The organism is Spirulina sp. CCNP1310 (assembly GCF_034932185.1).
GTDB lineage: Bacteria > Cyanobacteriota > Cyanobacteriia > Cyanobacteriales > Spirulinaceae > Spirulina.
The window spans coordinates 58,252-71,060 of sequence record NZ_JAYGHW010000010.1 but is presented as its reverse complement, the minus strand read 5'-3'; the positions used below and the strand labels follow the sequence as shown (position 1 = coordinate 71,060).

Here is a 12,809-nt window from a genome sequence, read left to right as displayed (position 1 = left end):
GCATTGCTCTGATCCGCGCTGCTCAAAATTTGCTGAATTTGCGCCGCTTTCTGAATTGCGGCCTGTAGATGTGATTGGCTGTCCATAAGGGTTTAAGGGATAAATGGGCTTGAAGCTGTAACTCCGGTTCACCGGCCTTGCATCTGGTGGGGATGGGTTCGTGGCATGGGTGGGGGGGAGTAAAGGGGGGCGGGAATCGGAACCGCCCCCCGGTTTTGCATTCATGGTCGTTTCATTGTCAAATTTGCTTCATAGGCACTAAAAATTGAGCGTGGTATTTTTTATCCATGAGAGGAAACCGCCAGCATTGCTGGCGTGATTATTTTGTGCAAAAAGTCTTACTTTTGGTAGGACTACTACCTAGAGTAAGACTATTCCTCTCTACTGTCAACTACCTTGAGTGATACAACTTGAAGTTATACAATGAGAGAAAACAATACAAATCAACCTAGGGAGGAAATAACGTTGAAAAGCTTACGTGAGCACAGCGGACTTACTCAAAGGCAGGTAGCAGAGCGGTTAGGGCTTTCGCTCGGAGCTATTCAAAAATGGGAGCAGAACGGAGGATACCCAAGCCTTGAAAATGCGGCCAGATTGGCGAAAGTCCTTGGGGTATCGTTGGACACCTTGGCGATCGCATTCCGCTTAACCGGGAATGGCCGTGAAACAACTTGAACTCATTCCGTTGGGGGTGATGGAGGCGATCCGCGTTAGCGCACCTATCGCCCCCACCCCCCCACTCCAAACAGAGAGCGACAGCCTGCGTAGCGGCCCCCGCAGCGGCCCCCGCAGCGGCCCCCGCCATCGCCCCAAGAAAAAAGCTATGCCCGAATCGAAACCGCCAAAGGGCAAGCCTCCCGATTCGGGCATAAGCTCATTTGTGGAAACGTACACCCCCGGTGGTAGCGCAAGGGGCCACGCTGAATATTACCGGCTCCGGTACTGGGATAACTTTGCCCCTGGTGGCGGTCGGTGGCGGCACAAACACATCAAGGGGGGGAATATTCATAGCCCCCTGGCCAAGATGAGGGCCGAGGCGATTAAGGAGGCGATCGCCATGGGTAGATCCCCCCAATGGTGCAAAAGCTTATGCGGTTAGCTATGCCAGAATCAGAACCCCCAACCAGCGCGGGTTTTGATTCTGGCATAGACTTTACAGGTGAGAAATCCGCCGCGTCGGATCAGGCTAGGGCGATCGTGCTATTCTGCCGATATTTCAGGACTCACTCATGAAATACCCTTGGCTACCCCGTCCCCGGTACATCATCAAGAGCTTGCTGCTGATTCCAGAGGCAGCGTTAGCGGCAACCATTGGAGAGTTCTTCGGATCACTGATGATAATCCCCTTAGTCTTTGGTGGGGGGCCGGGGATTTCGGAATTGCTCGCCGTTTTCGGGTCTCTGTTTTCGGTGGTCTTGGTGCCGATTTATGTTTTTGCCCAGGGCGATCGCCTCATTTGGCACAGGCCCAAGCGTTGGGGCAATTTGGGATGGCTCCCCCACAAGCGCAGTTGGGGCGAGGGCATTTTTGCTTACTTCACTCTCATGATTGCCGTTGGCATCCCCATAGTGAGCATGGAGATTGTCGGTGACACATCCCAGGAATTCACAGGCGGACAGGCCATCATATTTGCGATCGCCTTCTTCGCTATCGCCTCTTACCTCTACCACTTGGGGGGCTTCGTTTGGCGATGGAAGCAATCCAGAAGGAAAACCCCCAACCGTCGCGGGGTCTGATTCTGGCATAAGTATTATTGAGGGTCGCAAGGGATATATTGCTGTGTCCCGTCATATTCCCAGGGGCAAGGTGGGATATTGAGATCCTTGTAGGGGTCAAGTTCATCACAGCCCCCCAACAGCATGATCAGGAGGATCGCATTCAGTATGCTCATGATTCATTCCAAATTGACTTAAACCGATCTGGGGACAATTCCGTGTAACGGATGGTGTGGGTAATCGACCGATGCCCAAGGTAAACCTGAATCGCCCGTAAATCCACACCACGGGCCGCCAGCGCAAACCCGCAAGCATGGCGTAACTGGTGTGGGTGCGTTGGTGGCGGAAGACCCGCCCTCAACCCCAACACCGCCATAATTTTCCGAAAAGCTCTAGCAGAAAGAGGCCCGCCCTGGTCAGTCGTGAAAACATATTCACTCTCACTTTTCCCCCTCAAAGCCTTGATCAGCCTGATTTCCTTTTCCTCCAGCGGGTGAATCGCGGGGGTTCCCTGCTTCAGTCGGTGGATGTGCAATTGTCTGCCAGAGAAATCAAACTGACTCCACTTAAGGAACAGCAACTCACCACAGCGCAACCCATGCCTGAAACCCGTCCAGATCATCGCCTTGTCTCTTTTCCCATGGCGTGAACTGTGGGCCACGGTCATCAATCGCAAAATTTCCGCCTCAGTAAGGTAGAGTCGTGCCGCTTTCGTGGGTTGGGAGGGTGCGATCGCCATGTTAAAAACCTTGATTTATCGTTATGAATTAGGGGAGATGTGCCAGATCTGGTACAGAAGCGGCACTAAGTAAATTTCGGATTCTTCAGGGGGTTGCTGTGCCAAATCAGCTTAGGGGCCGCCCCATGGGCCAAAATATAGGCTCGATTGAGCTTCACCTTCCCCACCCGACGATCAAACAATTGCCGTCGCCCTGGAGCCTTGTTGATCCGGTATTTCGGTTTGACCTTGCCCTCTGGGGTGTATTGGCCCGTTTTGGCGATCGCCCTTGGATCCATCTTCAGATACCCAGCCAGATCCGGCGTACCATTCGTCAGCCGAAACAGCTTCTTGATCAACTCCTCAACCTGCTTGGCCTCCTTATACAAAATGATCAGCCTCATCCCGCTGGCGGGGTCATGGTAGGAGGCCCGATAAATGCCTTTGTCAAACTCAAAACTGCTAAACTCCCTGCCGATTCGCTCCTGCAAGGTTTTATCTCGCACCCCCTGCAACAGCCGATAACTCACCTGCATTTCAATCTTATTGTCCCCCCGCAACTCTAAAAACAGTTGAGGGTGATAAACCACCGTCTCGTCATAGGTGGCGACCGGGATACCGTAGACATGATCGCATTCATCCTTACGATTTTTCAGGTCTACCAAGTCGCGCACCATCTGGTTTCGGTGCTTATATTCTTCCTGAATTTGCCTTGCTTCGCTCCCTGTTTTTAACTGCAAAACAGGGACATACTGAGTTGATTGTTTAGCAACCCAGATATTTTGCTCATCATCAAACTCAGCAGTTAAAATTTCCACCGGCACATTGATATAGGTGATCATTTCCTCCTCCTCTAGATCAACTTGGGACTGTTTGGGGCAAGAGCATTGTCCCCATGGTTGGGTTTGTGTTGGCATATCCTGATCCTCCTCTGGATCAAAAGGTTTCTTGAGATCCACCGTGAAAGGTGGGTTCCGTGGGGGAGGTTTCTTGAGGTTGGGGCCGGTGTTGGGGGTGCGAATTTTGATCACCGTTGGCGGCCGCCGGCGACGATTCCGGCGAGGCTCGTTCGTGTCTGGCCTGCTTTCCGGTTCAATATCTGGTGGTGCTGGTGGTGGTGGCGCAAGATCAAGGTTTGGGTCAAGGTCAAAATCCGGTGGAGGGTTCCAGGGCTTAAACCAAGGCAAAAATTCAGGCGGCAGCGGTGGGGGTTTATCCCCGGTTGGGTCTGTCACCCGATCCTTGTAGGATGGGCGCTTATTGAGATCAATAGGCTGGTCTAAGTCACCGGGGCCGGTTTTGATGTCAATTTTGGGACGGGGACGGGGGCGATCGTCAAAATCATTCCGGGGGTCAGTATCCGGCTTATCTTCCCCACGGGTTCCCACCGGCATAGGCCACGGCGGTGGCGGTGGTGCTTCTGTCCCCGGCACATAATCAAACCCCCTCCTAATTTGGAGATATTTCCCGGCATACCCATCACCACCATTGCTGCTGGATTCCGTACCAGTTCCGTATGTATTAACAGCTTGGTAGAGGTTACGGCATGGGTGAGGATTAGGTAAGGCGTGGATAAACGTCCATGGTTCGGTAAAAGTCCCTGCTGTAGTTTCGGGTTCTAACTGCCAAAAATATTGATAGGTTGAGGATGAAACTGTACAATAGCTCCCCATTGAAAAAATAGTATTATCCCGGATATAACTATTAAAAATCACAATCTCAACTGAACTTTGAGAGTCGATATAGAGATATTCATTCCACCCATTGGCTCCTCTTTTCTGAGGATTTTTAAAAGTTTGGCGGGTCATCTGAAACCCGCTCCCCGGAACAGGTTGCCCCCCTGGTGGCACGGGAAAAGGAGGTGGCCAATCTGGGGGGATTGGAAAATCCTCTACGTCCCTATTCCGTGGATTAAACGGCTCTTCTCTATCCGGATCCCAGATTGGGGTATCCCGCCAAATTTCATCCTCACTCTTTGGAGCAGGGCGATTCTTGGGGTTCAAAAAGGGGTTATCAAAAAGCTCATCAAAGGGAGATGCGGGGTTAGGTTCGCGGGGAATCTCCGGGTTGAGATTGGGGAAAATTTCGGGGATGTTGAAAGGGGTGGGGCGAGGTGGCTCCGGAAACGGCAAAATATCAAACGAGCTAGGCCTGAAGGGATTCCGCAAGGGGGCCGGGGGTCTGATCGGGATCAGTTCATCATTGCCCCCGCCGTGGAATGGACGACAAACGATACTCATCAACACCCCCAAGGCCGCTGAGTTGACGGAGTTAACGCACGGCGGTAGCTGTCCAGATCAAAGGTGTTCCAGTCGGGAGTTTTCCGGTTCCCGGTGCGGCCCCCGGTGACGGGCAGGGAGTTGGGGGTGATGTTGCGGGGGTTGAAGTCATTTTGCCAAGAGCGATCGCCATTTGAAAAAGGATCATTAGGGCGGGGGGGAGTTTTCCCCCGATCCGTGACAATGCGGATAATTTCGTTAGCCTTTGCCGGCGGGAGCAGTTGCCGGAGCTTCCGCATCAAATTGAAAAAAGAACGCCCCGCAGCCCACAGCGTCATGATCGCGTCCACAATCTCAAGCACAAGCTTAGTCAGGTTCAAAAATCGCCCGGAAATTAGTAAAAAATCATTCACAAACCCTAGAACTCGTCGGCGGTAGGTGAGACGAGGGGCAACATAGACACGAATCCGTATTGCTTCATCTCTTTCCCATCGCTCTTGTGGCGTTAGAGCGTAGGGGTTGTTAATCTCCTGATTGATCCGATCTGATGGCCCATGGATGTTAACCCCGGTGAGGTCGTTGTCAAAGGAATGTCGCTCTCTGGGGTTAAGAAAGTCTTTAACAATGCCCATCGCTAACCTAACCGCTGGTGAAGTGAGAGGGGAGGGCAGCATTACCTAGAGCTATAGCCCCCTGCCATTCGTTACCATACAGCCGCCAATTGGAAGCCAGTGGCAACAATGCCCGGCACGAATAGAGATAGAGATAAGGCGTTGCCGATCCCGGAGATGGCGCATTTTGCACCACCGCCCCCACCACAGCCAAGTCCTGAGTCCGCCCCTCATCAATGGCCAGCGTCTCAGGATAGAGGTGATTTAGTAAGGTCATGCTCCACACCGCCAATTGCTCAACGGTGGTAACACTGGCCGGGAGATCAGCCGGGGAAAATGCAGTCATAAATTAATCCTCAATCACAATAGAACTCAAATTAACCCCCATCCAAGACCAGCCCGCAGAGCTTGCATCCTGATCATCAAATCGGAGATAAATTTTTTGCCCTGACAATCCAGGGGTTTCAATGATTGCCGGGTGCGGTTCTCCTGCATCCCTTGGGGCGATCTCATTTAGAGTCTTACTCACAAGGATGGTATTGCCCTCGTCTCGCACCGTGATAATTTTCGACTCTCCCCTTGATGCACCCCCACCACAAACAGCAAGATGCATTTTTGATCCAGCGATAAAATAGCCGTAGTCAAGAGAGCCGACCAATCCACTGGCATTAATCCAGTTGCCACCCCCATCTTTGATGTATTCAGTAATCCACCGGAGGCTCCCAAAATACGGAAACCATGCTGTAGACCAAAGGTTATCTTTTCTAAGTATTCTAGCCACTTCTTCCTCCTCTGGCTCCGGTTCAGTAACTTCTAGATTAACGATAGAAGCATTTAAGATAACTGCTTCAAAAGGCGGTATTCCCCGGTAAATCCCCCAAAGCTGGAGGGTTTCCCCGTCTAGAACGTGCATCGCGTCTACAGCAATATTATCAAAAAGACCGTATAGAATGCGATTGCTCCGGTCGAGATTGCCAATAAAAACACCATCTTTAAACCTCCTAGCCTGTATCTCAATTCGTCCTGTTGCTGTCTGACTTAATGGCTGTAGAGCAAACTGCACATTACAGGACTGATTTAAGGTTATAACCCTGGTGTATTTGTTGGCGGTTATCTCAACCATTTATCTAATTCTGTCAACAATTCCCACCCTTCCATAATTAGCAGGGTTAACTGGACAATGATGATCATTAACAGATTTTCAAGCTTTTTGAGTTCATTAAGTCCCTCTTGCTTGGATTCAGCCATGATCCGATTAAAAAAGGCGGCCAAGTCTTCTAGACGCATAATTTCCTTTTGGATAACAGGCAGACAAGCCCGTCTTGATCGTGTTAAGTAAGTCAGAGATTAAGCGTCGCGGCCAAACTTGAGCCGGGCAACTTTAATCTGATCGCCTGCCACGTTCGTAATGTTGGCGATGGGGATGGAAGCTGAGACTTCCTCAGTGCCAGCCACGTTATCTGTTGCATAGCCGGTTACAACGGTGAAAAATTCGCCCCGTTGCTCAGGGTCGGTGTAAACCGTGTCAGCAGCCATCAACTGGTCAAACACTTGGGCCGCACCAGTGCCACCAGCGGCATGGGGCAATCCCACATTGTCTGTGGCCTGTTCCACGAGGGCCAGCATCCGCTGTAACCCGGCAACCAATCCCATCACGGTTCCGTTAATTTCGACGGTCGTTTCTGTAAAAGCCATGAGATTCCCTCAAAATATCCGTTCTTTATTAATCATAAATACTCAAATATAATTTTTTTCACAAAATCGGAAACCCTTAAGGTTTCCAAAAAACTGTAAAGACTCAAAGCCTTGCCAGGACTGTTTTACAGCCGTTTCTGTGTGTTAGGATTTATTTAGATTTTGGAAACAACAAATGGCTAAGGATAAGGTCGGAAAACCTGGGGATAAGATGAATGCGATCGCTCGTGTGTACCTGAAGCGGGGGAATGATGTTTTCATTCTCCGACTGAAAGAAGCATCGTCTAAAGCCCTTTGGAAAGATATGGGCGTGAGCGATAAGGCGATCAAACCGGGGAAAGATGGGGCGGCGGGTTCAGCAAGCGCAAAGGGATTGGCCCGAATGGGGATTATCCAGCCTTGTACCATCCAATACGAGGACGGTAAGGATTACGTCGGCACGGCGAAGCTATGGGTCGCCAGCAACAAAAAGATCTCTGATCTGTTGGGGAAAAAGTACCACGGCGGCAACATCATCAAAGTCACCCCCGGCTGGTAGATGCCTAGCATCCTGTTGAACCCCATCGGCAAAAGGACACCCAGCACGTTCCCAAACTTAAAGCTCCTGGCGTTGCCCCAACACAGCAGCGTCAAGGTTAACTTTAAGCTCAATACCATCGCCCCCAATGCTTGGGGCTATGTGGAGCTACAGGTTAAGTGCTTCAGCGGGGGAACGTATCTGGGTTATGTGGCGGCGGCCTACCAGCGGCTTTACGGGATCGAAAACGATAACCGCTGGGTTTGCCGGTTCAGTTCCCTGGAGCCAGAAAACTACCGCTATGAGCTTTGGGGCCGGTTGCGGTCGAAGAAAGCCATTGACCAATTAGTCCAGTTGGATTGTGCGATCGCCTCTACCCTGGATTTCCCCCCCAGTGCAGATCTCCCTTTTTTTGAGGTTCCCCCCGGCACAGTTATTCAGTATGCCGGGGCGACCGTCCCTGATGGCTACCTGATGGCCAATGGGGACATTATCAGCCGGGCAGATTATAGCGATCTGTTTGGGGCGATCGGCACAATTTACGGAGCCGGGGACGGGATCAGCACATTTAGGCTCCCTGAACTCCGTGGTGAGTTTGTCCGAGGGTGGGACGCTGGGCGCGGGGTGGACAGTGGGAGGGTGATGGGGTCAAGTCAACAAGCAACAAGACACCCCTATATCTTTTTTGCAAATAATTTTTTACTTGCTCCTCGGAATTATCAGCCTCAATATCCCGACGGCGTGGGATCATCAGTAGCTAGATCCTACCCAACAGCAAGCACGCACGAAGGCACTAACCCGCAGTTTTACACATCACGCCCCCAGAACATGGCCCTAATGTTTTGCATTAAGTTCTAGGTTTTTGCTGGGGATTCGTTTTAGCCGGTCAGCGGGCAATGATTCCCCTCCAACCCGCTGCGTTCAGATCCTGCAAGGCTCTAAGTAGGGGCGAAAAATCTTTCGCCCCCACACCTATCAATTTTTCTTCAACCAGATGAGGGGGGTAAAAAACTGGGGGGAGTGAGGGAGCTTTCAAACCTTGCGCCGTGGTCTTCAAAAAAGGAAAGGGTATTGAGTAAACCTAAAGCTGCTTCGTAGGATTCCGCAATTAATTCCTGCCGCTCCTCTGGCGTATCCACCAGATCATCCGTCACCAATTGCAACGAGCCAAGCATGGCATTAAGACGGGCGCGGACTTCGTAGGATAAACAGGTGCGCAGTTCATGGGAAGCCCGGATCGAGGCACGGATTAGGGCGGCGTTGGTGGGGAGATTGACCTTTTTGTGTTTGCGTTTGCCGAATTGGAGGTTATGGAGTTTGGCGTAGTGGCCATCTTCGGCAATGAGTTGATCGTGGGAACCCATTTCAACGATTTGCCCCTGATCAAGGACGACGATTTGATGGGCTTGGCGGATCGTGGAAAGGCGGTGGGCAATGACGAGGGTGGTGCGATCGCGGCATAACTCCTCAATGGCCTCCTGTACCAACCGCTCCGAAACCGTATCTAACGCACTCGTGGCTTCATCGAGGATGAGAATATCAGGATCCCGCAATAGGGCGCGGGCGATCGCCAGCCGTTGCCGTTGCCCCCCGGAGAGCATCACACCGCGATCGCCCACTTCCGTATCAAACCCCTCCGGCAGGTGCATGATGAAATCGTAGGCATTGGCCCGCTGGGCAGCGATGGCGATCGCCTCATCGGACACCTCCCCCAAACCGTAGGCAATGTTATAGCGCACCGTATTGTTAAACAAAAACGTATCCTGACTCACCACCCCCATCGCCCGCCGCAGCGTCGTCAAATCAAACTCCCGCAAATCCACCCCATCGATCAAAATTCGCCCCGCCACCGGGTCATAAAAGCGCGGCACTAAATCCACCAGCGTTGATTTTCCCGCCCCCGATGCCCCCACCAAAGCCGTTGTTTTCCCCTTCGGAACCCAGAGATTAATCTCCTTTAAAATCATGTCCTGATAACCAGGATATTGAAAACTCACCCCTTGAAAATCAATCCCTTTTTCTAAGTTTTGATAGGGATGATTGCCTTTCGGCATAATCGGCTTATCATCTTCCCGGAGAAAAAGAGCGGTAATTTCTGCACTGGGGGCGACATTGGCAAAGCGACTCCGTTCTCCATTTAATTTGCCCACAAAGGGCAAGAGCCGAAAGAGGGTGACAAGATAAATTAACAGGATGGTTGATAGAGATTGTAATTGATCAATAAACAAGTAACGACCAATCATCACAATTCCTAAGATCGTCAGAATTCCCGAAACTTCATTGATCGGCGCAATGACCGCATAGTTACTTTGGGAAGCAAATTCCGCCTGTTCTCGCTCCCGAATAAAGCGCTCTAGGTGGCGATACTCTTCTTCCTCATTACTGACACTTTTAATCAGGCGAATCCCGGTGAGAATTTCCAGCAATTTATTGGAATATTCTTGGGATTTGAGGGAAAGAATCCGGCCGTACTGTTTGGCTCGGTTGATAAACCATTGATTCACCAACAAAACGAGGCTCAATAACAAGCCAGCGGCGACAGTGAGTTGCCAGGAAAGCCAAATCAAGATACAAACGAAAACAAATACAGTGATGATCGTGGTAAAAATCGTGATTGCAATCTTGACGGCGCTGGCGGTGCGGCTGATTTCATTGTTTAAGTAATTAACAATGTTGCCAATTTTTTGTTTAGAAAAATAATCTAAATCGAGTTTGAGGAGTAATTGCGCCCCTTGAAGACGCATCCCGTTGACGAGGGATTGTGAGAGATAGTTAGAAACAATGGCGGTGAGATATAGGGCAATATTTTTTAAGACAATGGCAATAATCACGGTGCCAATCATGGCTAAGAACTTCCATTCACCGGGAAAACGTTCAAAAAATGCCATCACAGTTTTTAAGGCGGGCGGCCCCTGCTCTAATAGGCCAGTATCCTGCCCTAAAAACCCCAGCAATAGCGGCACAACTAATGCTGTACTCACACCATTAAATAAGGCCCCGGAAAATCCTAAAACCACTGTCCAAAAGATCAGCATTGGATAGTTGAGTGCAAACCTGAGTAGCAATCGATTGGTAGACATTGATTAATCCCAAATTCAGCTAAGGATGGGTGGGTTTAGGGTCGCGAATGATTCACTGTTCTGGGGTACATCTCAAGGGAGTCTTTGCCTGATGGCGATACAATTCTGTTTTGAACGGATAGTCATGATCAGGTCAGGGGGTGAATGGGGCTAAAACAGTGGCGAGACTTTGGGACATAGCTGTCAAACTATAATGCTCAATACAACGTTGTCGCGCCCGTTGGCCAGCGGCTTGGGCCGCCTCAGGATGGTTGAAAATCCAGGTGATGGTTTGGGCGATCGCCTCTGGCTCCCCAGGCTGCACCAAAAATCCGGTATCTCCCAATAGCTTTGGCATATCCCCTACTTGAGTGGCAATGATGGGTTTGGCCATCGCCATCCCATCGGTTAACTTTAACGGAAATTGAGCGCGGGTGACGGGGGTATCCCGTTGGGGAATGACGATAATATCAGCGGCGGCGACAATTTCTGGCATGGCAGCGGTGGGTTGGATCGGCAGTTGAATCAACCACCGTCCCCAACGACGATGGAGTTCTTGATCATAGTCATCGTAGGGGCTGCCGCCGACGATGACGAGGCGCAGATCCTCATGATTCAAATGATCTAAAGCCATCAGAACATCTTCAAGGCCCTTATAGGGGCGAGGCGCACCGGGAAACATTAACACCCGGTAGGGTTCGAGGCCATAGCGTTGACGGCTGGCGAGGCGATCGCACTTTTCAGGGTTAAACCGTTCCGTATCCTTGCCATTGGGGACGTAGGCCCCACCGAAGCGGTCTTGCAAAAACTGACTATGGATCGTCACTGCATCCGCCCGTTTCACCAACTTTTCCCCCCAACGGAGATAGAGGGGATGCTCTAGATCCCGCAATGCTCCATCAGGCTTCAAGATATCCCTTGCCAGTTGTTTAACACTGGTGGGATAGCGCAATTCATCCCCCCCATGCCACCCCAACACCCAATCATCAATATCGAGAATCACGGGCTTGCCCGTATGCCACCGATGCCAGAGGGCCAGGCCCAAGCTGGAAAGGTAGGGCCGCAAAGGGTAGAGAAGATCGCCGTGAATGTGGCGGCGCATTGCTCCGGCATCGCGGAAAAATTGGGGCAGTTTTGCCCCTGGTAAAACGGTGAGGGGGAATTGTTGGGCGATTGCCGCTTCTGGCGGTTCCCCCCCAAAATTAAACCCCAAAATTTCCACCCCATGACCCAAAGCGGTGAGGGCATGGTAGAGCAAAAACGGACGACTAGCGGCCCACCGTGCCGCACCACGACTGGATAGATCATGAACCAGTAACGTAATTTTGAGGGGTTGAGGCAATGCCGTGATCACAATGCTTAAGGTTTGACGAAGTTAACAAGGCAGCTTTTTGTCTGCATGATAGTCTAAGTGCGAAATTGCGACGATGAAAGATAAAAGATGGCATTTTTCCAGGGGTTCTTACGGAGAAGTAGGTAAAATAAAAAAAGCACAAGCGTATTTTCACGGAATTGCCCTCAATCACAGCTAAAATCATGATCAGATTCAGACTGGATAAATATGCCCTCCCCAGTTCCCTCCTCCTCTTCGGGATGACGTTGACAACGCTATGGGGGGCAGCGGTTCAACCGGCGAATGCGCTGGTGATGGTGTCTGGGCCACCGGAAATCTTACCCCCTTGTCATCGGGGGGCAGTGGTGTTTCAAAATCAGGCCACATTACATCAACCTTTGGCCTGTGCCGGGGCTAATATTGGCAATGATTTGGCCCTCCATCAACCCCTTTTAAATTGGCTGAATAGGGGCCTGTTTGATGATTTTACGGGTAGTGATCGGGTTTGGGAGTTGGTGGGGCAGTCGAATCAAGCCGGGGCAGCGATTCGTGCCACCGCGCATCAAGCGCAGGGCCATTGGGCGATCGCCTCCCCCCTACAGGATTGGTTTGTTTTGAGTGTGGCTACATTTTTGAGTTATAGCGTCTATCTGTTTGATGCAGGGCCTACGCCCATCACCATTGATCAAGGCTTGTTTAATACCTTAGGGGTTTCAACGAACTTTAGAGGAGTCGGGCATAATGTGCAGAGAATTTCCCTATTTACGCCGCTGCGGGTTGAAACTCCTATTCCCGATCCGATTTTTAACCCCGATCCTGGTCCCGTTGCCGTTCCTGAACCGGGAACAATTCTCAGTTCTATTCTCGTTCTCGGTGGTTTGCGGTGGTTCCGGCGGCGCTTGATGATGCGGCATCCCGGTTAGCGTACCCATCGCCCTCAGC

At 51.1% G+C, this 12,809-nt stretch carries 17 protein-coding genes; 6 read left to right on the top strand and 11 right to left on the bottom strand.

Features of this window, described 5'->3' with window-relative positions; translation table 11 throughout:
- Nucleotides 1-225 (bottom strand): hypothetical protein (locus VB712_RS04825; protein WP_323252687.1); only part of this gene is annotated, 225 nt, incomplete at its 3' end.
- 198 nt (nucleotides 226-423) lie between these two features.
- Between VB712_RS04825 and VB712_RS20385 the strand changes: the two genes are divergently transcribed.
- The 3 genes from VB712_RS20385 (at nucleotide 424) to VB712_RS04815 (ending at nucleotide 1,736) form a co-directional block, all read left to right on the top strand.
- Nucleotides 424-675 (top strand): helix-turn-helix domain-containing protein, encoded by a 252-nt coding sequence (locus tag VB712_RS20385; protein ID WP_416236250.1) that lies wholly within the window; start codon nucleotides 424-426, stop codon nucleotides 673-675.
- Nucleotides 656-1,099: a hypothetical protein gene (locus VB712_RS04820; RefSeq protein WP_323252686.1), complete on the top strand. Its 444-nt coding sequence runs from the start codon at nucleotides 656-658 to the stop codon at nucleotides 1,097-1,099. The genes VB712_RS20385 and VB712_RS04820 overlap by 20 nt, the downstream gene beginning before the upstream one ends.
- A 130-nt stretch (nucleotides 1,100-1,229) precedes the next feature.
- Nucleotides 1,230-1,736, top strand: a complete 507-nt coding sequence (locus VB712_RS04815) for a hypothetical protein (RefSeq protein WP_323252684.1) — start codon at nucleotides 1,230-1,232, stop codon at nucleotides 1,734-1,736.
- A 14-nt stretch (nucleotides 1,737-1,750) separates the two neighbouring features.
- Here the strand turns inward: VB712_RS04815 and VB712_RS04810 are convergent, their stop codons facing one another.
- From VB712_RS04810 to VB712_RS04775, 8 genes are all read right to left on the bottom strand, one after another.
- Nucleotides 1,751-1,891 carry a hypothetical protein gene (locus VB712_RS04810; RefSeq protein WP_323252683.1) on the bottom strand — a complete coding sequence of 47 codons (141 nt, stop codon included), beginning with the start codon at nucleotides 1,889-1,891 and terminating at the stop codon, nucleotides 1,751-1,753.
- Complete coding sequence (locus VB712_RS04805) at nucleotides 1,888-2,454, bottom strand: tyrosine-type recombinase/integrase (protein ID WP_323252681.1); 567 nt, start codon at nucleotides 2,452-2,454, stop codon at nucleotides 1,888-1,890. Before VB712_RS04805 ends, VB712_RS04810 begins: the two co-directional genes overlap by 4 nt.
- A 65-nt stretch (nucleotides 2,455-2,519) precedes the next feature.
- Nucleotides 2,520-4,241: a hypothetical protein gene (locus VB712_RS04800; protein ID WP_323252679.1), complete on the bottom strand. Its 1,722-nt coding sequence runs from the start codon at nucleotides 4,239-4,241 to the stop codon at nucleotides 2,520-2,522.
- Nucleotides 4,242-4,672: 431 nt separating this feature from the next.
- On the bottom strand, nucleotides 4,673-5,284 hold the full coding sequence (locus VB712_RS04795) for a hypothetical protein (protein ID WP_323252677.1): 612 nt from the start codon (nucleotides 5,282-5,284) through the stop codon (nucleotides 4,673-4,675).
- A gap of 7 nt (nucleotides 5,285-5,291) precedes the next feature.
- Nucleotides 5,292-5,609 carry a hypothetical protein gene (locus VB712_RS04790; RefSeq protein WP_323252675.1) on the bottom strand — a complete coding sequence of 106 codons (318 nt, stop codon included), beginning with the start codon at nucleotides 5,607-5,609 and terminating at the stop codon, nucleotides 5,292-5,294.
- 3 nt (nucleotides 5,610-5,612) lie between these two features.
- A complete protein-coding gene (locus VB712_RS04785; protein ID WP_323252674.1) occupies nucleotides 5,613-6,386 on the bottom strand; it encodes a hypothetical protein in 774 nt (257 codons plus the stop codon).
- Complete coding sequence (locus tag VB712_RS04780) at nucleotides 6,374-6,550, bottom strand: hypothetical protein (RefSeq protein ID WP_323252672.1); 177 nt, start codon at nucleotides 6,548-6,550, stop codon at nucleotides 6,374-6,376. The genes VB712_RS04785 and VB712_RS04780 overlap by 13 nt, the downstream gene beginning before the upstream one ends.
- A gap of 60 nt (nucleotides 6,551-6,610) precedes the next feature.
- Entirely contained in the window at nucleotides 6,611-6,958 is a 348-nt protein-coding gene (locus VB712_RS04775; protein ID WP_323252670.1) for a hypothetical protein, read from the bottom strand.
- A gap of 175 nt (nucleotides 6,959-7,133) precedes the next feature.
- Here VB712_RS04775 and VB712_RS04770 point away from each other — a divergent pair, with 175 nt between their 5' ends.
- Together VB712_RS04770 and VB712_RS04765 are read left to right on the top strand one after the other, a co-directional pair.
- The gene (locus tag VB712_RS04770; protein ID WP_323252668.1) at nucleotides 7,134-7,496 is read left to right on the top strand and encodes a hypothetical protein; all 363 of its coding nucleotides are present in this window, start codon (nucleotides 7,134-7,136) and stop codon (nucleotides 7,494-7,496) included.
- On the top strand, nucleotides 7,497-8,333 hold the full coding sequence (locus tag VB712_RS04765; RefSeq protein ID WP_323252666.1) for a phage tail protein: 837 nt from the start codon (nucleotides 7,497-7,499) through the stop codon (nucleotides 8,331-8,333).
- Between the two features lie 128 nt (nucleotides 8,334-8,461).
- Here the strand turns inward: VB712_RS04765 and VB712_RS04760 are convergent, their stop codons facing one another.
- Both VB712_RS04760 and VB712_RS04755 read right to left on the bottom strand, forming a co-directional pair.
- Nucleotides 8,462-10,510: an ABC transporter ATP-binding protein gene (locus tag VB712_RS04760; RefSeq protein WP_323252664.1), complete on the bottom strand. Its 2,049-nt coding sequence runs from the start codon at nucleotides 10,508-10,510 to the stop codon at nucleotides 8,462-8,464.
- Between the two features lie 178 nt (nucleotides 10,511-10,688).
- Nucleotides 10,689-11,888, bottom strand: coding sequence for a glycosyltransferase (locus tag VB712_RS04755; protein WP_323252662.1), 1,200 nt, complete (start codon nucleotides 11,886-11,888; stop codon nucleotides 10,689-10,691).
- Between the two features lie 182 nt (nucleotides 11,889-12,070).
- Here VB712_RS04755 and VB712_RS04750 point away from each other — a divergent pair, with 182 nt between their 5' ends.
- Nucleotides 12,071-12,790, top strand: a complete 720-nt coding sequence (locus tag VB712_RS04750; protein WP_323252660.1) for a hypothetical protein — start codon at nucleotides 12,071-12,073, stop codon at nucleotides 12,788-12,790.
- Nucleotides 12,791-12,809: the final 19 nt, after the last annotated feature.